The sequence below is a fragment of the Acinetobacter sp. YH12226 genome (genome assembly GCF_013417805.1).
In the GTDB taxonomy this organism is placed as follows: Bacteria; Pseudomonadota; Gammaproteobacteria; order Pseudomonadales; family Moraxellaceae; genus Acinetobacter.
In genome coordinates, this window is sequence record NZ_VPDG01000006.1 from 14,109 (window position 1) to 32,676 (window position 18,568).

General features: G+C 43.4%; 22 protein-coding genes. 6 read left to right on the forward strand and 16 right to left on the reverse strand.

Annotated elements, in window-relative coordinates:
* Positions 1-345: 345 nt before the first annotated feature.
* From FTV08_RS08045 to ppx, 5 genes are read right to left on the reverse strand one after another with little or no spacing between them, the layout of a single operon-like run.
* Complete coding sequence (locus FTV08_RS08045; RefSeq protein ID WP_004278259.1) at positions 346-915, reverse strand: YggT family protein; 570 nt, start codon at positions 913-915, stop codon at positions 346-348.
* A 19-nt stretch (positions 916-934) separates the two neighbouring features.
* Positions 935-1,774 (reverse strand): pyrroline-5-carboxylate reductase, encoded by an 840-nt coding sequence (proC, locus tag FTV08_RS08050; RefSeq protein WP_004647533.1) that lies wholly within the window; start codon positions 1,772-1,774, stop codon positions 935-937.
* 2 nt (positions 1,775-1,776) lie between these two features.
* Entirely contained in the window at positions 1,777-3,153 is a 1,377-nt protein-coding gene (gene tilS / locus FTV08_RS08055) for a tRNA lysidine(34) synthetase TilS (protein ID WP_180087062.1), read from the reverse strand.
* Positions 3,090-3,914 carry an acetyl-CoA carboxylase carboxyltransferase subunit alpha gene (locus FTV08_RS08060; RefSeq protein ID WP_004278263.1) on the reverse strand — a complete coding sequence of 275 codons (825 nt, stop codon included), beginning with the start codon at positions 3,912-3,914 and terminating at the stop codon, positions 3,090-3,092. The genes tilS and FTV08_RS08060 overlap by 64 nt, the downstream gene beginning before the upstream one ends.
* 30 nt (positions 3,915-3,944) lie before the next feature.
* Complete coding sequence (ppx, locus tag FTV08_RS08065; protein ID WP_004278264.1) at positions 3,945-5,465, reverse strand: exopolyphosphatase; 1,521 nt, start codon at positions 5,463-5,465, stop codon at positions 3,945-3,947.
* A 260-nt stretch (positions 5,466-5,725) separates the two neighbouring features.
* On the opposite strand from ppx, the gene trxA reads away from it, so the two are divergent.
* The 3 genes from trxA (at position 5,726) to FTV08_RS08080 (ending at position 8,344) form a co-directional block, all read left to right on the forward strand.
* A complete protein-coding gene (trxA, locus tag FTV08_RS08070; protein ID WP_005250793.1) occupies positions 5,726-6,052 on the forward strand; it encodes a thioredoxin in 327 nt (108 codons plus the stop codon).
* 322 nt (positions 6,053-6,374) lie between these two features.
* The gene (gene rho / locus FTV08_RS08075; protein ID WP_004278267.1) at positions 6,375-7,643 is read left to right on the forward strand and encodes a transcription termination factor Rho; all 1,269 of its coding nucleotides are present in this window, start codon (positions 6,375-6,377) and stop codon (positions 7,641-7,643) included.
* A 401-nt stretch (positions 7,644-8,044) separates the two neighbouring features.
* A complete protein-coding gene (locus tag FTV08_RS08080; protein WP_005250791.1) occupies positions 8,045-8,344 on the forward strand; it encodes a hypothetical protein in 300 nt (99 codons plus the stop codon).
* A 102-nt stretch (positions 8,345-8,446) separates the two neighbouring features.
* Here FTV08_RS08080 and FTV08_RS08085 read toward each other — a convergent pair whose 3' ends face one another.
* The 3 genes from FTV08_RS08085 to pheS all read right to left on the reverse strand — a co-directional run bounded on the left by FTV08_RS08085 (position 8,447) and on the right by pheS (position 12,237).
* The gene (locus FTV08_RS08085; protein WP_004278269.1) at positions 8,447-8,743 is read right to left on the reverse strand and encodes an integration host factor subunit alpha; all 297 of its coding nucleotides are present in this window, start codon (positions 8,741-8,743) and stop codon (positions 8,447-8,449) included.
* Positions 8,740-11,121 (reverse strand): phenylalanine--tRNA ligase subunit beta, encoded by a 2,382-nt coding sequence (pheT, locus tag FTV08_RS08090; RefSeq protein ID WP_148334987.1) that lies wholly within the window; start codon positions 11,119-11,121, stop codon positions 8,740-8,742. The genes FTV08_RS08085 and pheT overlap by 4 nt, the downstream gene beginning before the upstream one ends.
* 135 nt (positions 11,122-11,256) lie before the next feature.
* Positions 11,257-12,237: a phenylalanine--tRNA ligase subunit alpha gene (gene pheS, locus FTV08_RS08095; RefSeq protein WP_004278272.1), complete on the reverse strand. Its 981-nt coding sequence runs from the start codon at positions 12,235-12,237 to the stop codon at positions 11,257-11,259.
* Positions 12,238-12,396: 159 nt separating this feature from the next.
* On the opposite strand from pheS, the gene FTV08_RS08100 reads away from it, so the two are divergent.
* Positions 12,397-13,422: a hypothetical protein gene (locus FTV08_RS08100; RefSeq protein ID WP_005250786.1), complete on the forward strand. Its 1,026-nt coding sequence runs from the start codon at positions 12,397-12,399 to the stop codon at positions 13,420-13,422.
* 349 nt (positions 13,423-13,771) lie between these two features.
* Here FTV08_RS08100 and FTV08_RS08105 read toward each other — a convergent pair whose 3' ends face one another.
* From FTV08_RS08105 to FTV08_RS08135, 7 genes are all read right to left on the reverse strand, one after another.
* Positions 13,772-14,110 (reverse strand): GNAT family N-acetyltransferase, encoded by a 339-nt coding sequence (locus FTV08_RS08105; protein WP_005250784.1) that lies wholly within the window; start codon positions 14,108-14,110, stop codon positions 13,772-13,774.
* A 6-nt stretch (positions 14,111-14,116) separates the two neighbouring features.
* The gene (locus FTV08_RS16230; protein ID WP_005250783.1) at positions 14,117-14,254 is read right to left on the reverse strand and encodes a hypothetical protein; all 138 of its coding nucleotides are present in this window, start codon (positions 14,252-14,254) and stop codon (positions 14,117-14,119) included.
* 154 nt (positions 14,255-14,408) lie between these two features.
* Positions 14,409-14,768 carry a 50S ribosomal protein L20 gene (rplT, locus tag FTV08_RS08115; RefSeq protein WP_004647525.1) on the reverse strand — a complete coding sequence of 120 codons (360 nt, stop codon included), beginning with the start codon at positions 14,766-14,768 and terminating at the stop codon, positions 14,409-14,411.
* Positions 14,769-14,779: 11 nt separating this feature from the next.
* Positions 14,780-14,974: a 50S ribosomal protein L35 gene (gene rpmI, locus FTV08_RS08120; RefSeq protein ID WP_004278281.1), complete on the reverse strand. Its 195-nt coding sequence runs from the start codon at positions 14,972-14,974 to the stop codon at positions 14,780-14,782.
* A 186-nt stretch (positions 14,975-15,160) separates the two neighbouring features.
* Positions 15,161-15,583 (reverse strand): YqaA family protein, encoded by a 423-nt coding sequence (locus tag FTV08_RS08125; RefSeq protein ID WP_005250780.1) that lies wholly within the window; start codon positions 15,581-15,583, stop codon positions 15,161-15,163.
* A gap of 7 nt (positions 15,584-15,590) precedes the next feature.
* Complete coding sequence (locus FTV08_RS08130) at positions 15,591-15,881, reverse strand: hypothetical protein (RefSeq protein WP_004647523.1); 291 nt, start codon at positions 15,879-15,881, stop codon at positions 15,591-15,593.
* 74 nt (positions 15,882-15,955) lie between these two features.
* Entirely contained in the window at positions 15,956-16,576 is a 621-nt protein-coding gene (locus FTV08_RS08135) for a glutathione S-transferase family protein (protein WP_180087063.1), read from the reverse strand.
* 283 nt (positions 16,577-16,859) lie between these two features.
* Between FTV08_RS08135 and FTV08_RS08140 the strand changes: the two genes are divergently transcribed.
* Positions 16,860-17,315, forward strand: a complete 456-nt coding sequence (locus FTV08_RS08140; RefSeq protein WP_004732955.1) for an Hsp20 family protein — start codon at positions 16,860-16,862, stop codon at positions 17,313-17,315.
* Positions 17,316-17,419: 104 nt separating this feature from the next.
* Positions 17,420-17,971, forward strand: a complete 552-nt coding sequence (locus FTV08_RS08145; RefSeq protein WP_180087064.1) for a hypothetical protein — start codon at positions 17,420-17,422, stop codon at positions 17,969-17,971.
* Positions 17,972-18,014: 43 nt separating this feature from the next.
* Here FTV08_RS08145 and infC read toward each other — a convergent pair whose 3' ends face one another.
* On the reverse strand, positions 18,015-18,566 hold the full coding sequence (gene infC, locus FTV08_RS08150) for a translation initiation factor IF-3 (protein ID WP_071850398.1): 552 nt from the start codon (positions 18,564-18,566) through the stop codon (positions 18,015-18,017).
* Positions 18,567-18,568: the final 2 nt, after the last annotated feature.

The window sequence follows — 18,568 nt, forward strand, 5'->3', positions numbered from 1 at the left end:
TCTTCCTTATAGGAGGTGAGGAATATATTCCGCAAGGGGATGGAGGGGATTTTAATTTATAATCCTCATCTACAGGCAGCGATATTAAAATCTTTTCTGCTATCAAGTTTCGAACGCATATTTTTCTATTTTTAGGAAATCAGCAGCATTACTGGTTCAGAGTATCCAAGTTCCTTCTCCTTCCAGGAGAGGGTTAGGGAGAGGTTAATATCCCATCTTCTTCTTGTACTTCGATTAAAACTTGTTCACGGTTTGGGAAGTTTAACAAATCCCTCCCAACTTCCCTTTTCTAAAGGGAGGAGCAAATAAAAAGGACGCCTCAGCGTCCTTTTTATTTGGATCCAATTAAAGACCAGTAAGCAGTACAATCGCCACCTGGTTCATAATCATTTCGATAATAATTAAAGTCAAAATGGCGAAGATTGGAGAAAGGTCAATCATGCCCATATTTGGCATAATCCGGCGGAAAGGTGCCAGTAAAGGCTCAGCCAGCTCTTGCACGACTTCAATATAAGGCGAACGAGACTGGGTAAACATCACCACCCAGCTTAAAATAATGGTAGCGAAAATCAAATAACGACAGAAACGGATCAAATCCTGCATCATGGTGACAAAAGTCAAAATAATCAGATGGACAGGCCCATTCGGCATCCCCCCTGACAGATACATCATGCCAAAAATTTTAAGCAGATAAAGCACGACCAATAATGCCAAAGCAGCAGTACTGACTCGGCCTTTGGCCAAGGTTGGGAAAATTCGACCAAATACATCTACAATTTTAGTGGCTTTCACGGTAGAAAGAACCACAGGATTGTAAGGACTGACCGCTGCCAGTTGCATTAAAAATCGGAAGAATACGAGCAAAATCGCGACGTTAATGATAATGCCAAAAATTAGCGCAGAATTTGCACCCATACTTGAACGTTCCTAAAAATTAAACTGAAGATTTGCTGCTTTCACTGAGCTCTTGTGCCAGTTCTTGACTGCGTTTTTGTGCAGCGGCAAGTGCCGCCTGAATATTTTGAGAAATCTGGGCGCGATCAAAGACTTCAAGTGCCGCCTGTGTAGTCCCATTTGGAGAAGTCACATTTTTACGTAACTCAGCCGGCGTATTCGAGCTGGTAATCGCCATTTGCGCCGCCCCTAAAGCCGTCTGTAAAGTCAGTGCGGTTGCAACTTTTTCATCCAAACCTAAATTTTTACCCGCACGAATCATACTTTCCATCATATAGAAAAAGTAAGCCGGACCCGAACCCGAGACTGCAGTGACTGCATCAATTTGTGCTTCTGAGTCAACCCAAATGGTCAGCCCGGTCGACGCCAGAACCTGACTGGCCAGCTCACGGTCACTGGTTTCCACAAATGCATTGGCATATAAACCATGTGCACCGGTCTGTACCAATGCAGGTGTATTCGGCATGACCCGGACAATACGCTCTGTCCCCAACAATGCTGATAATGTGGCAATTTCTGCACCGGCAACAATGGAAATAATCAGTTTGTTATTAACCAGACCTTTTAAAGGTTGCAGTACTTGAGCCAAAACCTGAGGTTTTACCGCCAATACAACGATATCTGCATCCTGAATTGCAGCACTATTATCCCCGGTCACATTAATTTCTTTTTCCGCCAATAAAGCACGGACTTTTTCGACCGGATCAGAAACTGTAATACGTGTTGCTGGCAAACCACGTGAAATCAGACCGCCAATTAAGGCTTGGGCCATATTACCGCCACCAATAAAACAGATATTACAATTTAAAGCTGCACTCATGTTCAATGCTCATCGTTGAGTTCTAAAGTTGAAAAAACCGAAATCGGCAGCCATCCGCCTGCTTCACAATATGCAGATTGGGCCAACCAAAATCCTTTAGGGGTAAACACGCCTAGCATAACATTATCTGTGCTTAATATTTGAATAGTATGCCGAGCCCAGGGAAATATTTGCGCTTCCTGAATGGCTTTTTTCAGTGGCCAGGTACCGACACGGCCATATAAATGAATTTTTTCGCCACCCTGCCGCTGCTGCAAATGCAAAGTTTGCTGCAACAATGCAGGAGATAAACCGAGCTGTGCAGGCGCGATGATAAATTTCCCTGACAAAACCTGTACGCTGTCTTTTAAAGCAAATTTTATAGTTTTCGGGCTAGTTTGAACTTGTTGCTGATCAGCTAAATAAGTCTCTGCGGTCAGACGATATAATTGCTGCTGATAGCGTACATAGTAAAAGCCTTGCCAATGCAATGCCGCCTGAGCATCTTGTTTGGCATAAATCACTTCGCGTTGCAAACGCTCCACCATATCTAAGGATGGACGATACTGTTGTTTACCTTTCATCCAGGCAGAGAGTAATTGACGTTGTCGTGATTTTGAAAGCTGTAGAAATTTACCAAGATCGAGCTGCGTTTCAGTCCCACAAGACGCTAAATCCTGTTGCAGCACTTCTTGTAAAATGTCTTGAGCATCCTGCATTAACTCACTGGTTCGCACCAAGGCGGCCTGCATTTTAGGATAACGTTCGCTTAATATCGGCCACAGCGTCTGGCGTGCCCAAGCCCGATCATAATGGGTATCAGCATTGGTCGGATCTTCAATATTCTCAATATTCAGGTCTGATGCCCATTGGCAAATCTGCTCACGGGAAATATCCAGCAATGGCCGCCAAATCGTGAGATTTTCACGTCCATCGATCTGCTTCATGGCTGCCAAACCGTCAACGCCGGCGCCAGACAATAAACGCAGCATCAGGGTTTCCGCCTGATCCTGCTGATGATGCGCTAACACCAACATTTCATCCGCTTGCAAATGTTGCAGATAGGCCTGATAACGTGAATTGCGCGCTTGCTGTTCCAGGTTGCCACTGGCGACATGAACTGGCTGAATGATGCAGGGAATATTCAATTGCTGACATTGATGTGCAACGAACTTACCCCAATCTGCGCTGAGTGCTTGTAACTGATGATCGACATAAATCGCCCGGACTTTTTCCGGGCATAAAAAAAACATCAGATGCAGCAACAGCATAGAATCTACGCCGCCACTGCATCCGATGAGAAATTTTGTCTCTGCAGGAAAGTCCTGCAGCTGTTTTAAGAAACCAGACCTAAATTGTCGCTGCCAAACTTCATTAAACGTTGGTAACGTGCTTCGCATCGTGCTTGCGCTTCCATTGGTTGCAGTTCATTCAAAGCTTCTTTCAGCACTGCTTTCAAGCTGTTCATGACCTGATCCGGATTTAAATGAGCACCCTCACCTTCATCCACCACATATTCTACAATACCCATTTTCTGCAATTTTTCTGCAGTCAGAGCCAAGGCTTCACTAGCCTGTTCAGCTTTTTCAGCGGTTTTCCAAAGAATTGAGGCACAGCCTTCCGGTGAAATCACCGAATAAATACTGTGAGAGAGCATCACCACACGATCTGCTACCCCAATACCCAGCGCACCACCTGAACCGCCTTCACCCAGTACAGTTGCAATCACAGGTACTTTCAAATTAGAAAGCTGAGCCAGACTGGTGGCAATCGCTTCAGCCTGACCACGTTCTTCTGCACCGACACCCGGATAAGCACCCATAGTATCAATAAAAGTAAAGACTGGCAGGTTAAAACGCTCTGCCATGTCTAGCAGACGCTGTGCCTTACGATAACCTTCTGGGTTACTCATGCCAAAATTATGCTGTAATTTTTCACGGGTGCTACGACCACGATGCTGACCAACGATCATCACCGGTTGACCATCGAAACGAGCCAGACCACCGATCATCGCGCCATCATCACCATATAGGCGGTCACCATGTAAAGCATCAAATTCAGTGAATATTTCACCCACATAGTCCAGGAATTGTGGACGTTCTGGATGACGTGCAATCTGCACTGTCGCCCATGCTTTTGATGGAGTTGCTTTATTTTTCATAGGTTAACCGTTTTCATCCCTATAAAGGTATTAATTAACAAACTGTTCGGATTGAATCGAGAGTTCAATCTCCCAATTTTTAAATTGCTGCTGTTCATCGTGCAGTTCAGCGACCAGCAATGGCCATTGCTTGGCATCACCAGACACGCTGAGTTGCCATTGTTGCGCATTTTCAACCTTGAGTTCAATGGCAGGAAGCATCTCATCGCTACGACTGTGATTGACCAAAACCGACAGACGAAGCAGCAAACATAACCATAAAAGTTTAGATCCACCGACTTTCATCACATCAATCTTGGCATCAGCGCGCAATTTACGCCGATGGTGCGCGACCAAATGTGACAAATGATTTTGATCAACTTGCGAGAAACCGGCAATATCCGAATGTTGTAATAAATACGCGCCATGACGATGATAGCCACTGTGACTGATGGCCAAACCAATCTCATGCAGATAGGCGGCACGACGTAACAGGTCACTATCTTCAACACTCAACCCGAGTTCACTGGCCACGTCATTAAACAATTTCTGTGCGGTCTGAACCACACGTTCTGCCTGCTTGGCATCGGCATTATATCGACCAATCAAGGCATGGACGGAACGATCACGGATATCTTCATGCTTGAAACGGCCAAGCAAGTCATACATCACGCCTTCACGTAGTGCACCATCGGAATAGACCAAATGGTCAATTCCCAGTACATCAAAGACTGCATAGAGAATGGCAATACCAGCAGGTAAGACGGCACGACGATCATCTTTCAGACCTTCGAACTCCATGTCCGAGACATATTTATATTTAAGCAGTTTATCTTTGAGCTTTTCCAGGCCTTCACGCGTCAACTGTTCGCGATCATTGCTCCAGCCCATATTGACGCAAATCTGGCGGCAGGCTTTAATGGTGCCACTCGAGCCAACGACAGCATCCCAACCGGCTTCTTTATAAGTATTGGCAATTCCCGAAATTTCTTTACGTGCCGCAGTAACTGCTTTATCAAAGGCTTTGGCACTGATTTCGCCATCCTGAAAATAGGCCTTGGTAAACGCTACACAGCCCATTTGTACCGATTCGGTATGAATCGGCTCGAATTCTTCACCGATAATCAGCTCAGTTGAACCGCCACCGATATCAACTACCAGACGACGACCGCTGTTGGCCATGGTATGCGATACACCCAGATAAATCAGACGGGCTTCTTCACGACCGGCGATAATTTCGATCGGTTTCGGTAAAATTTCTGCAGCTTTCTGGATAAATTCATGGCCGTTTTTGGCTTGACGCAAAGCATTTGTCGCCACGATCCGCAAGCGGTTTGGCTGAACTGCGCCTAAACGTCCGACAAAACGGGCCAGACAGGCCAAACCGCGTTGCTGGGCGGCTTCGGTTAAATTCTTATTTTCGTCTAGTCCTGCGGCAAGCTGAACTTTTTCTGACATTGATGCCACTTTCTTCACTTCGCCATGGTCTACACGGGCGATGGCCAAATGAAAGCTGTTTGATCCCATATCGATGGCGGCAAGTAATTCTTCATCAATCAAAAAGTCAGACATTCCAGAAATAAACCTTTAACGAATTGTGCTTAGAGTAATTCACATGCATGCAATTTAAAAGCCATTTGTAGCGACAATTTAATGCCTTATTCTTTTTTGTATCGGGAATAATAGTGAGACACGATCATCACTATCGTGATCATCCATTAGACAAAATAACATTAAGCATTGAAAATTTACAGATTCCCCTACATTGTTAAAGATGGCTATGTAATACTAATAATTAGTTATCTTTAAAATATTAATCTGGAGCACATTCCATGTCTGGCAACATCATAAACACTACTGACGCAAACTTCGAAGCAGACGTTCTTCAATCAGACGTTCCTGTACTGGTGGACTTTTGGGCAGGCTGGTGTGCACCATGTAAAGCAATTGCACCCGTGCTTGAAGTGCTTGCTGATGAATACCAAGGTAAAGTTAAAATCGTGAAAGTTGACGTAACTTCTTGCGAACAAACTGCTGTAAATTTCAACATCCGTAACATCCCGGCTTTGTTGATGTTCAAAAATGGTGAAGTTGTTGCGACTCAAGTCGGTGCTGCACCAAAATCTAAACTGACAGCATTTATTGATGACAATATCTAAGCACAGCATTTTTAGTAAAAAATACGCGACTCATTCTCGCGTATTTTTTTCGGCTATAAATTGACAAACCTAGCATTTTCTCTTATATTCGCTACTCAAGAGATAAAGGATCCTAAATCCTGTCAATTTCTTACAAGACACATTACATAAGATGCCGCTCGGCAATAGAAATTGTTTTCCACATTTTCCTTTGAAACACTCAAACAGATCTCTGAATTGTTCTTTTGCAAATTCAATTGCTTTCGTTTGAATGCTGGTATGCGGCCGAATGTTACTCCCTTTCTAACCTGTACCTCAGAACTTTGATTCTATCTGACCACCTATGAATTTAACCGAACTCAAGAAAAAACCGATTGGCGAACTCATCAAGATTGCCGAGTTTATGGGCCTCGAAGGTATGGCTCGTAACCGTAAGCAAGACATTATTTTTGCCATCTTAAAACGTCATGCAATGAATGGCGAAGAGATTTTTGGTGATGGCGTTCTAGAAATTTTGTCAGATGGTTTTGGCTTTTTACGCTCAGCCGCAGGTTCTTATTTAGCAGGTCCTGACGATATCTATGTCAGCCCTTCTCAAATTCGTCGTTTTAACCTCCGTACTGGCGACACCATTACTGGCACCATTCGCCCGCCGAAAGAAGGCGAACGTTATTTTGCTTTACTTAAAGTCAATCAGATTAACTACGACACACCTGAAAATTCACGTAACAAGATTCTGTTTGAAAACTTGACCCCATTATTCCCGACCGAACAGTTGGTGATGGAGTTAGGCAATGGTACCACTGAAGATTTAACCACCCGTGTGATCGACCTAGTGGCCCCGATTGGTAAAGGCCAGCGTTCAATTATTGTGGCTCCGCCGAAAGCGGGTAAAACCATGCTGCTGCAAAGCATTGCACAGTCCATCGTTCGCAATAATCCTGAAGTTATTCTGATCGTTCTCCTGATTGATGAACGTCCAGAAGAAGTGACCGAGATGGAACGTACGGTTCGCGGTGAAGTCGTGGCTTCTACCTTTGATGAATCTCCTGCACGTCACGTTCAAGTTGCTGAAATGGTGATTGAAAAAGCAAAACGTCTGGTTGAGCACAAGAAAGATGTGGTGATTTTGCTTGACTCGATTACCCGTCTGGCACGTGCTTATAACACTGTGATTCCTTCATCAGGCAAAGTACTGACTGGTGGTGTGGATGCACATGCCTTAGAACGCCCTAAACGTTTCTTCGGTGCTGCACGTAATATCGAAGAAGGCGGTTCACTGACCATCATTTCTACTGCCCTGATTGAAACCGGTAGTAAAATGGATGAAGTGATTTACGAAGAATTCAAAGGTACAGGTAACCAGGAAATTACCCTTGATCGTCGCATTGCAGAAAAGCGCGTATTCCCTGCGATGAACATCAAGAAATCTGGTACTCGCCGTGAAGAACGCCTGATGTCAGAAGACAATCTGCGTAAAGTCTGGATTCTGCGCAAGCTGTTGCATACTCAAGATGAGTTGGCGGCAATGGAATTCTTACTGGATCGCATGAAAGAAACCAAGACCAACGATGATTTCTTTGATCAGATGAAACGCAAAGCTTCAAATTAAAATTTCAAATGAAAGGTCACCTAAGCGGTGGCCTTTTTTAGGTTGACATAAATTACAGAATGAAACAATCAAGCCTGATTTATGTAAACTTATTTTTAAGTTTTTGATTAATAAAATATTCAGATTAAAAATTGTATAACTTTTAAGTGTTTAACAAGCCTTCCTCCAATCTAAATGTTTCATTCCATTGTTATTTTCTGTTAAAAACTTCTTATTTTTTATCGTTTTTCCGTACTTTTTTGATCATTGCCAGTAGCAATTAAAAATGCGCAGTGATAGCATATTTGCAGACCAGTTAGACTGCTCCTGCGTTGTTAGTCCCTAACACAATTAGGAACAATAAAAGCACTTAACAGACTAACTTTGGTTTTTTTTAATCTCAATTTTTAGAGAGTGATGCCATGTTATTCAAAAAAATCGCTATTGCTGCTGCAGTTGCTACTACTTTAGCTTTCGTTGGTTGTGCTAAAAAAGCTGACGACGCTGCTGCTGACGCTAACCAAGCTGCTTCTGAAGCTGTAGAAGCTGCTTCTGAAGCTGAAGCTGCTGCTGACGCTGCTGCTGTAGAAGCTACTGACGTTGAAGCTTCTTCTGAAGTTGCTACTGAAGTTGACGCTGCTGCTGAAGCTGATGCTGCTGCTGCAGTTGCTACTGATGCTGCTGCTGAAGCTACTGCTGCTTCTGAAGCTGCTGCTCAATAATCTTCTAGATTATTCAGTACAAAAAAAAGAGAGCCTTTGGCTCTCTTTTTTATTTTTAAAACTGGAATTTAAAGATATTAGATTCCAGTTTTAAAAAGCAGATCAATTGACCTGCTCATTTCCCACACGTTGACGGAACTTCTGTCCGGCACGGAAGGTGACCACACGGCGTGCAGAAATCGGAATCTCTTCACCCGTTTTCGGGTTACGGCCCGGACGTTGACGCTTATCACGCAACTCGAAATTACCAAAACCCGAAAGTTTTACTTGCTCGCCTGAGATGAGCGCCTGGCTAATCTCATCGAAGAACAACTCAACCATTTGTTTTGCTTCACGACGGTTTAAACTCGTGAGCTCACTTAAATGATCAGCCATTTCTGCTTTAGTTAGTGCTGTCATGAAGCCCTCAATGTCGCTTGGTAAGTGTTTTCTAACACTTGAAGGATATTATCCATACCTGATTTAATTTCAGCATCTTCCAGTGTACGGCTTGGATGCTGCCAGAGAAGTGCAAATGCCAGTGAGCGTTTCCCTTCTTCTACTCCTTGTCCAGTGTACACATCGAACAACCAAGTTGAGTCTAAAAGCTCTCCGCCTGTTTTTTCGATAAGTCCCTGAATTTCGCTAACATTAATCTTATCACTAATTAAAAGCGCAATATCACGTCGAACCGATGGAAAACGTGATAATTCTGTAAAATTAGATACATAAGTTTGCAAAACAGCCGCTTGATCCAATTCTGCTACCCATGTGGTTGCCAGATCAAGTTCGTCTTCAAGTGAGGGATGTAAACGCCCCAAGTAACCAATTGATTGACCATTCACGAGAATTTCTGCGGATTGTCCAGGATGCAACCAGCTACGCTCTGAACGCACATATTCTACTTTGACACGACCAGCAGCCAAAATTTCTTCTACATCACCCTTAAAGTCAAAGAAGTCCATTGCAGCGGGTTTCACATGCCAAGATTCAGCATGACGTGAACCAGTCGCAATCAATGCAAAAGTTGGAATCTGTTTTAAATCATGGATGCTGCTGGCTTCTTGATAGTCAAAACGCAGACCGAGCTCAAAGAAACGTACACGGCTTTGCTGGCGGTTGACATTGTACTGAACACAAGGAATAAGGCTAGACAGCAAGGTTGAACGCATCACTGCCAAATCACTTGAAATTGGATTGGCTAATACTAATGGATTCACACTGGAATTAAGTTGCTTTTCAAGCTTTAGGTCTGCGAAGCTAAAGCTGATCGCTTCTTGGTAACCTAAAGTTACGGCAGTTTGACGGAGTTGGCCCAATTCAAACTGATCTTGGTATTTCGCCAGCTTCACATCAATCACAGGCAGGCTGATTTGAATATTGTCATAACCGTGAATACGCGCCACTTCTTCGATCAAATCTTGGTAAATCACCATATCATAACGATGTGATGGCGGTACCACTGACCACTCGCCTTCTGCTTTTACTGTAACTTCACAACCTAAACGGCTTAAAGCATCAGTAATGAACGCTGAGTCAACACTATAACCCAGCAGTTGATCGACTTGTGCTTGATTCAACTCAATTGCGTCGCGTGTTGGCAATAATGCTGCATTTTCGGCAACTGTAATTGGTCCAAACTCACCGCCCGCAAGTTCCGCAATCAATTGTGATGCGCGGTGCATAGCGATCAATGGCAATTCAAAATCGACACCACGTTCATAACGCTGAGAAGCATCAGTATGCAGGCCAAAGCTACGTGCACGACCGGCAATATGCAGTGGCGCGAAGAATGCTGATTCCAGGAAAATTTCAGTGGTTGCATCGCTGACTGCTGAAAACAAGCCACCCATAATACCAGCAATGGCCAATGCTTTTTCATCATCTGCAATCACCATCACTTTTTCATTCAGCTCCACTTCTTGTTCATTGAGCAAAACTAACTTTTCATCTTCTGTCGCTTGACGTACATGTACTGCGCCTTGAACTTTGCCGCCATCAAATGCGTGTAGCGGTTGACCCAGCTCCATCAGCACATAGTTGGTAATATCGACCAGAATGCTGTGCTGACGGATACCTGAACGTGCCAATGCACGCTCCATCCATACAGGAGTCACAGCCTTGGTATTGACGTTCTTGATCACACGACCCAAGTAACGTGGACAGCCTTCAGTCGATACAACGACTTTCTTTTCTTCGCTAATAGTCGCAGCTACTTCTTTAATTTCAGGGGCAGTTACTGGCAATTGGTTAATCACACCAATTTCACGTGCGATCCCGCGAATACTGAAGCAGTCCCCACGGTTCGGTGTAATGCTGATGTCAATCACGTTGTCATCAAGGTCTAGATATTCACGAATGTTCATACCTACTGGTGCATCCGCTGGAAGCTCTAACAAACCATCAATTTTATCTTCCAAATCGATTTCTGAAGCGCCGCACAGCATGCCTTGTGACTCGATACCACGTAGCTTGCCTTTCTTGATTTTGAAATCACCCGGAAGTACTGCACCAATGGTCGCAACCGGTGCTTTCATGCCAGCACGTACATTTGGCGCACCACATACAATTTGTAGAGGCTCACCTGAACCGATATTGACAGTGGTCACACGCAAGCGATCTGCATCAGGATGTTGTTCTACTGTCAGGACTTCCCCCACCACTACGCCGGTAAAGGGTTTAGCTGCAGGCGCAAGTTCATCCACTTCCAGACCCAACATGGTCAGTTGATCAGAAAGTTTTTCGCTATCGATGGCTGGGTTAACCCATGTGCGTAGCCAATTTTCGCTAATTTTCATTGATATAAAACCTGTAATTCAAATCTCTAGAATCCCCCTCTGCTCCCCATTTTCCAAAGGGGGAGAACTCCATCTATTTCGCGGAGTCCCTCTCCTTTTTAAAAGAAGAGGTTAGGAGAGGATTATTAAAAAGTTTTAAGCAAACTGGCGTAAGAAACGCACATCGTTTTGGAAGAACATACGTAAGTCATTTACGCCATAACGCAGCATTGCAAAACGTTCAACACCCAGACCAAAAGCAAAGCCTTTGTATTTTTCAGGATCAATGCCTGCAGCTTGCAGCACATTCGGATGCACCATACCGCAGCCCAATACTTCTAACCAGCGACCGCGTTCATCCATAATATCCACTTCCGCACTCGGCTCTGTGAACGGGAAATAAGATGGACGGAAACGTACTTTCAAATCTTTTTCGAAGAATTCGTTCAGCAGGTTAATCAGCAAACCTTTCAGTTCCGCGAAGCTGGTATTTTCAGCCACGTATAAACCTTCGATCTGATGGAACATCGGTGAGTGGGTTTGATCCGAATCACAACGGTAAACACGGCCCGGACACACGATCTGGATTGGTGGTTGCTGGGTTTCCATGGTACGAATCTGTACACCAGACGTATGCGTACGCAGCAAATGGTTCACATCAAAATAGAAGGTATCGTGCATGGCACGCGCCGGGTGATGACCCGGAATGTTCAGTGCTTCAAAGTTGTGGTAGTCATCTTCAACTTCAGGACCTGTTGCAACCGTAAAACCTGCCTTGGTAAAGAACTGGCAAATACGCTCTTGCACCTGGGTCACTGGATGGATACTGCCCACCTGTTGGCCACGACCTGGTAAAGTAATATCAATGGTTTCGCTTGCCAGTTTTTGTTCTAAGGCAGCTTTATGCAATTCTGCCTGACGTGAGGTCAATGCAGCGGTAATAGTTTCACGTACAGCATGGATTTGTGCGCCGAAGACTTTACGTTCTTCGGGATCCATTTTACCAAGCGACTTAGATTGTTCCGCGAGCTGGCTTTTTTTCCCCGTAAATTGCACTCGTACTTGATCAAGTGCAGCAAGGTCTTGAGCTGCTGCAATCGCAGCGAGCGCTTCAGTGGTCAGGGCTTCCAGTGACATAGTAACTCTCAAAGCAACAGGTTAAAAAATATTTTAAAAACCCCACATTCTAACAGTTTTTAGACACTTTGATGAAGATGCGTTTTAAGGAAAATTAGATTGGCATGATTAAATATAAAAAGTATAAGATAAACACAATATCAATCAGATCAAATCACTATGGCACTCGATCAAATTTGGAAACAGCAACTGACCCTCGTCACTTACGGCAATGAGTATTTGACTCAGGACCTGAGTTTCAATCGTTGGATTCAACATTCCATTTTTAATCAGCATCAGTTTGCCTTTCGGGATCTGATGTCACAACATCTGCTGGCCCAGCATTTCCAGATCTGGCTGGAAGGCTTGAAAAAACAAGGTGTGCGTCGCCTTAGCTTGCATCGCTCTGATTTACTGGTTGATGAAAAAAATCCGAATGCCAATGTTGAGCTATTACCACTGGCACATTTTATTGTCAGTCATGGTGCTAAAACCAAAACTGCCTGGATCATCGGCAAGGAACTGCCTGAATGGTACAGCGCAGACAATGATTACGAAGCACCTAAATCACAGCAATCCCCTTTACGCCATGAAACATTCTGGTGTTATGAGCTAAATCCTAAACTGGCCAAGCGCATTGATGTCGATCTGGAAGCCCCAAACTGGGATGATATTCAGGCCTATACCGATCATGAACTGTTTGAAAGTAGCCTTGCCCAAGATTTTACCGAACCTGCATATACCAATTTGCCTTATTACGGCACCATGCCTGCCATTCAAGCCGATAGCGAAAGTCATTTGGCCTTAATTCCCACTGACTATTCAGCGGATTATGCTCACCAGACTTTGTACCGCCTAGACGCCTTAAATGACTTTATTCAAACGAAAATCCAGCATCCCTATCGTGCAGATGGCGAAGTACTCAGCCCGGAGCAGCAACTTAACCTGCGACATTTTTCGCAAAAAATTGATGATTTAAGTGCTAAATTCATCAGCAAAGTCGCCAATCACTATAAAACTGCACAGCTAACACCAAAAGTTGCACCTGACCCATTTGTCGGTATGAGTACCGAAGACCGCTCACCAAAAATTTCTAAAGCAGAAAAACCTCAGGACCCAGGCAAATCCAGTTCATCTGCAAATGTGCTGACCTTAATTGTGATCACTGTGATTATCTGTCTGATTGGCTACTATTTCGGCCTTTAACATTTTGCCAGAAAAGCTTGAACATCACGGGCAGAATTCAATGGATATTTTGATATTCATGAGCAGGCATCAACTTGAAATAATGCTGACGATTTTGTGATGGTTTTCATCATCCATCAGATGATGGAATCACGACTGAGTATCTGTCTTAAAATTTCAGCATTATTTGAATGAGCCGAAGCTGTCATTTGCTGATCGGCCGGAAATGCTCTCTTAATTGACCGGTGGAGATATTGAGATAAAAAGATAAATCAGCCATACATTTCTAAGGGCTGATTTATTTTCTATCGTCTTTTCCCAGGTTTTAGATTTTTCTACGTTGAGCCAGCTGGGCCAGAGTATTCAAAAATTAAATGTCCCACTGATAACATAAGTCTTTAAGATTCTCGCCCAGATCGCTGGCATCTCCTTCACTGACAAAATAGGCGCCGGTCTTTTCATAAAAATAACGACTGGAATTCAGGTTCAATACGCTGCACTGCATATACTGGTAGGATTTTTCTCGACTTAAACCCAGACCCAATTGAACCAAATCACGTCCAATGCCGCGACCTTGAATATTTTGAAGCAAATAAAGTGCTCTCAATTCACTAATTGGTGCATCCACTGGAAAATTAAAGGCAGCAAATCCGAGCACCTGAGCATTTTCTTCATAGACAAATACCTGTCGATTTTCCTGTTCAAGCACAGAACGCTACAAGGCAGCTCTTTGTTCTACACACAATGCATCTAAAATTTCTTGTTTGATGATGTTTTTATAGCTTTCACGCCAGCTTTGTACGTGCACTTGGGCAATCGGCAGGACATCCTGTTGAGTGGCAAGTCGAATCATTATTTTTAAGCCTTATTTTTGATTATGCAGTTTAACAATGACTAAAAAATATAGGATTTACAATATTGATTTTTAAATAATATTTAAAATGACTACTTTTATTTAAGCATAAAAAAGACCACCAAATGGCGGTCTTTTTTCAAGTCATAAAGACTTATGCAGCCAATGCATCTTTAGCTTTAGAAGCTAAAGCAGCAAACGCAACTGCGTCATGCATAGCGATGTCAGCAAGTACGCGACGGTCGATAATCACTTGAGCTTTTTTCAAGCCAGCGATCATACGGCTGTACGACAAACCATTTTGACGAGCACCAGCGTTGATACGTGCAATCCACAAAGCGCGGAATTGACGTTTCTTCTGACGACGGTCACGGTAAGCATATTGACCAGCTTTGATTACCGCCTGGAACGCTACGCGGTAAACGCGTGAACGAGCACCATAGTAACCTTTAGCGCGAGCAAGAATTTTTTTGTGACGGCGATGAGCCTGTACACCACGTTTTACACGAGCCATTTATAATCTCCTTAGATGTACGGGCACATACGACGAACTGAAGCAACGTCACTTACGTGAACCATTACACAGCCGCGCAATTGACGAATACGCTTAGCAGATTTTTTGGTCAAAATGTGGCGTTTGAACGCTTGTTTACGCTTAAAACCGTTAGCAGTCGCTTTAAAGCGTTTAGCTGCACCACGGCGAGTTTTCATCTTAGGCATAACAACCTCTTTTGAACACCTGTTCGGCTCGTTTGCACCATTACAAAACGACCTGCAGGTAAGGGAGCGAGTATTCTAAAGCATCTTTGTTTAAAACAAAAGCATCTTCACCCAATAAGCGAATTTAAAGAATGATTTCGCTCTGAAATAATATCCAAGACTGGATCAGGAAAATTATTTTCAAGTTTAGAACATGGCAAAGGCCGCATAGACAAACAGATAACGTCCAATTTTAGCGATGCTGACCATCAGCAGAAAACGGACGAGGTTTTCTTTTAATAGTCCCGCAATCAGGGTAATCGGATCACCAATGATAGGCACCCAGCTCAGCAGTAAAGACCAGTAACCATATTTCTGATAGGTCTTTTGCGCCTTGAGCATCTTATCTGCTGAAACCGGAAACCACTTTTTATTTTTATAATGCTCAATCTTGAGTCCCAGATACCAGTTCACACAAGAACCCAGTATATTCCCCAAACTGGCCACCGCAATTAACAGTACCTCACTCTGCTCACCCTGCACTAAAAGCCCCAGTAGCACAGCTTCAGACTGTAAAGGCAGTAAGGTCGCTGCACCAAAGGCAGATAGAAACAGTAAAAACAGGCTCATTACAGCATTAACGGCTCAAGCCCATTTTTTTCTTGGCTTTACTATATTCCCAACTGGACCAAACGACTGCAGTCACCATCGCCATGATCCGCGCCCATTTATACTGCTCATTGAGCGGTGCAATTGCAGCACGTAAAATCTGCTGATCTTTGGTATTTAGGGCAGCAATCACCTGATCGATATGCACAATTTCAGCAACATACAGCACTAAACATGCAGCAATGCCGAAAAGAATGCTCCAGTAAATTCGGGTATTACTTTCAACAATCTTGGTAAAGTTCAGAAGAAAATCGTTCATATATCCATCCAATAAAAAACCACCGTAAGGGTGGCTTTATTTGCTTAAGGCTATTTTAGCATAAAGGCAGATGCTTAACTGACCTGTATCGCCAGCGCTTTCTGAACCGCAGGACGAGCATTCAAGCGATCAATATATTTGGAAACTTCAGGATAATCTTCCAGATTGATCTGCTGCCAGTCGTGTCGCAATAACCACGGAAATATCGCCATATCAGCAATCGAGTATTCGCCGGCAACATAATCCTGCCCGACCAGCTGCTTATTCAACACCCCATATAAACGCTTGCTTTCATTGACATAGCGCTCTGTGGCATAAGCAATCCGCTCAGGTGCAAAACGGCTAAAGTGATGATTTTGCCCGAGCATCGGCCCCAAACCGCCCATTTGCCACATCAGCCACTGTTCAACCTGAATACGCTTCACTTCATCAGTTGGATAAAACAGACCTGTTTTGCGACCTAGATATTGCAAAATCGCACCTGACTCAAAAATTGAAATGGCGCGGCCATGTGGCCCATCCTGATCAACAATTGCCGGGATTTTATTATTGGGAGAAATAGCCAGAAAATCGGACTGGAACTGGTCATTTTCCAGAATATTGATGGGAATAATTTGATATTCCAGCCCCATTTCTTCTAGAGCAATACTAATTTTATGGCCGTTGGGGGTGCCCCAATAATATAAATCGATCATTTTCTTTTAATACTCCCTGCACTTTTACTATGCGACGATGTACTCAACATAGAGGATTTAGAAAGAAACAACAAGTCTGCATTTTAAAATTATTTTTCAATAAATATCAAAATCTTATTAAAAATTTATATATTTTTTTCTTTTTGATCTTGAAAATTTCAGCTCCAAACACATATTTATTTCTGCATAAGGATTGCGTCAATCTTATGCGCTGTTGATGTCTGACATGACAGATCTTATTTTCTTGTTTTTATAACTTTGCTTTAGTGAGAAGGTTCTAATCATGAGTAACTTAAATCTTCATCCATTATTTCGTCGTAGTATTGGCTTTGATCGCTTGAATGACTTTATTGACTATGCCATGCAAAGCGATGCACCGAATTACCCACCGTATAATATCGAAAAGCGTGGTGAGAATAATTACCGCATCGTGGTGGCAACTGCGGGTTTTCGTCAGGAAGAACTCGACATTCGTCTGGAAAATAAGTTGCTGACCATCCTAGGCAAGCCTGAAAACCAGAGCAATGACAGTATTGAATTCCTGTACAAAGGCATTGCGCGACGTGCATTTAAATTGTCTTTACGTCTGGATGAATATATTGAGGTACAACAGGCAGACTATGAAAATGGTTTATTGATCATCGACTTGCAGCGCATTATTCCAGAAGAAAAATTGCCACGTCAAATCCCGATTGGCAATAAACTGCTCATTGCAAACGATGAAAAATCAGTGGAATAAGCTTGATTAAGTACGCAAAGGAAGGTCCGAAAGGGCCTTTCTTTTTGGCTACAGATTACCTAAGCTCATTAAGGCAATACGCTTTCTGATCATAAAAATAAACCATGAATGTGCCAGAAAACATCCTGTTTCATCAAACTAGCCCGATCATGCGCGCTATGGGATATTTACTGTTTTGTTATCCGGTCGGAATATTCAGCATTTTTTATTTCAGCAGTGTGCGTAGCAATTCCAGTTTTTTCCAAGGACTATTATTTTTATGGCAGGAGTCTCCTGACTTTTATATTTATATTGGCGGCTTTCTTGGTCTTTCGCTGCTTATGCTGGGAACTAAACTGAAAATCACCTCACAAGCTATTTATTATACTTTGGCCAGTTTCCGCATCAGCCTGTGCTTAAAACGACATTCGGTACAGTATAGCTTTCTGAATCCACGCTATGCTTCTCTCAAAGCACATCTCAAAAGCTGGCTCTATAACATGCCAGCGCATGTGATTAGTCAACGCGATGGCACTTTGGATTTTAAATTGTGCCAGCCCGGTCTGATGAATCAAATTTTTCTTGGATTTTTCCGGATTCAGCTGTCGATGTTTTCCCGCCCGCAAGCTCAACAGATTATGCAGGCCATACAAAGTGCCTGGAACTTTAGAGCATAAAAAAAGCCCTGCATATGCAGGGCTTTTTTCGCTTAATGAGTGCTTACTTTTTCTTTTTAGGACCAAGTAGCATACCCATTTGACGGCCTTCCATTTTCGGCATCTGCTCAACAGTACCGAATTCAGCCACGTCAGCTTCAATTTTTTGCAATTGAGCTAGACCCAACTGTTGGTGCGCCATTTCACGACCACGGAAACGAAGCGTGATTTTCACCTTGTTACCTTCTTCAAGGAACTTGATGATTGCACGTAGTTTTACGTTGTAATCACCAACATCAGTACCCGGGCGTAGCTTGATTTCTTTCACCTGGACTTGATGTTGTTTTTTCTTCGCTTCTTTCTGCTTTTGCTTAAGATCAAACAAATGCTTGTTGAAGTCCATGATCTTACATACTGGTGGTTCAGCGTTTGCTACGATCTCAACAAGATCAAGTTCAACACTTTCTGCTGCGCGTAGGGCGTCAGCTAAGCTTACAATCCCTTTCTGCTCACCATTTTCGTCTACAAGACGGACTTCTTTCGCACGAATTTCATCATTCAAGGCAGGACGGTTTGATTTGTTACCGCCCTGTTGATTACGGTCAGGCTGTTTAATCG

What these genes read in the sequence shown, in the direction of transcription:
- ppx (WP_004278264.1), bottom strand. Translation starts at nt 5,465, where the DNA reads ATGTCTGACTTTTTGATTGATGAAGAATTACTTGCCGCCATCGATATG.
- FTV08_RS08060 (WP_004278263.1), bottom strand. Translation starts at nt 3,914, where the DNA reads ATGAAAAATAAAGCAACTCCATCAAAAGCATGGGCGACAGTGCAGATT.
- FTV08_RS08085 (WP_004278269.1), bottom strand. Translation starts at nt 8,743, where the DNA reads ATGACAGCACTAACTAAAGCAGAAATGGCTGATCATTTAAGTGAGCTC.
- rpmI (WP_004278281.1), bottom strand. Translation starts at nt 14,974, where the DNA reads ATGCCTAAGATGAAAACTCGCCGTGGTGCAGCTAAACGCTTTAAAGCG.
- FTV08_RS08080 (WP_005250791.1), top strand. Translation starts at nt 8,045, where the DNA reads ATGTTATTCAAAAAAATCGCTATTGCTGCTGCAGTTGCTACTACTTTA.
- FTV08_RS08045 (WP_004278259.1), bottom strand. Translation starts at nt 915, where the DNA reads ATGGGTGCAAATTCTGCGCTAATTTTTGGCATTATCATTAACGTCGCG.
- FTV08_RS16230 (WP_005250783.1), bottom strand. Translation starts at nt 14,254, where the DNA reads ATGATTCGACTTGCCACTCAACAGGATGTCCTGCCGATTGCCCAAGTG.
- rplT (WP_004647525.1), bottom strand. Translation starts at nt 14,768, where the DNA reads ATGGCTCGTGTAAAACGTGGTGTACAGGCTCATCGCCGTCACAAAAAA.
- FTV08_RS08145 (WP_180087064.1), top strand. Translation starts at nt 17,420, where the DNA reads ATGAATGTGCCAGAAAACATCCTGTTTCATCAAACTAGCCCGATCATG.
- FTV08_RS08100 (WP_005250786.1), top strand. Translation starts at nt 12,397, where the DNA reads ATGGCACTCGATCAAATTTGGAAACAGCAACTGACCCTCGTCACTTAC.
- pheT (WP_148334987.1), bottom strand. Translation starts at nt 11,121, where the DNA reads ATGAAAATTAGCGAAAATTGGCTACGCACATGGGTTAACCCAGCCATC.
- tilS (WP_180087062.1), bottom strand. Translation starts at nt 3,153, where the DNA reads ATGCGAAGCACGTTACCAACGTTTAATGAAGTTTGGCAGCGACAATTT.
- trxA (WP_005250793.1), top strand. Translation starts at nt 5,726, where the DNA reads ATGTCTGGCAACATCATAAACACTACTGACGCAAACTTCGAAGCAGAC.
- FTV08_RS08135 (WP_180087063.1), bottom strand. Translation starts at nt 16,576, where the DNA reads ATGATCGATTTATATTATTGGGGCACCCCCAACGGCCATAAAATTAGT.
- rho (WP_004278267.1), top strand. Translation starts at nt 6,375, where the DNA reads ATGAATTTAACCGAACTCAAGAAAAAACCGATTGGCGAACTCATCAAG.
- pheS (WP_004278272.1), bottom strand. Translation starts at nt 12,237, where the DNA reads ATGTCACTGGAAGCCCTGACCACTGAAGCGCTCGCTGCGATTGCAGCA.
- FTV08_RS08140 (WP_004732955.1), top strand. Translation starts at nt 16,860, where the DNA reads ATGAGTAACTTAAATCTTCATCCATTATTTCGTCGTAGTATTGGCTTT.
- FTV08_RS08125 (WP_005250780.1), bottom strand. Translation starts at nt 15,583, where the DNA reads ATGAGCCTGTTTTTACTGTTTCTATCTGCCTTTGGTGCAGCGACCTTA.
- FTV08_RS08130 (WP_004647523.1), bottom strand. Translation starts at nt 15,881, where the DNA reads ATGAACGATTTTCTTCTGAACTTTACCAAGATTGTTGAAAGTAATACC.
- proC (WP_004647533.1), bottom strand. Translation starts at nt 1,774, where the DNA reads ATGAGTGCAGCTTTAAATTGTAATATCTGTTTTATTGGTGGCGGTAAT.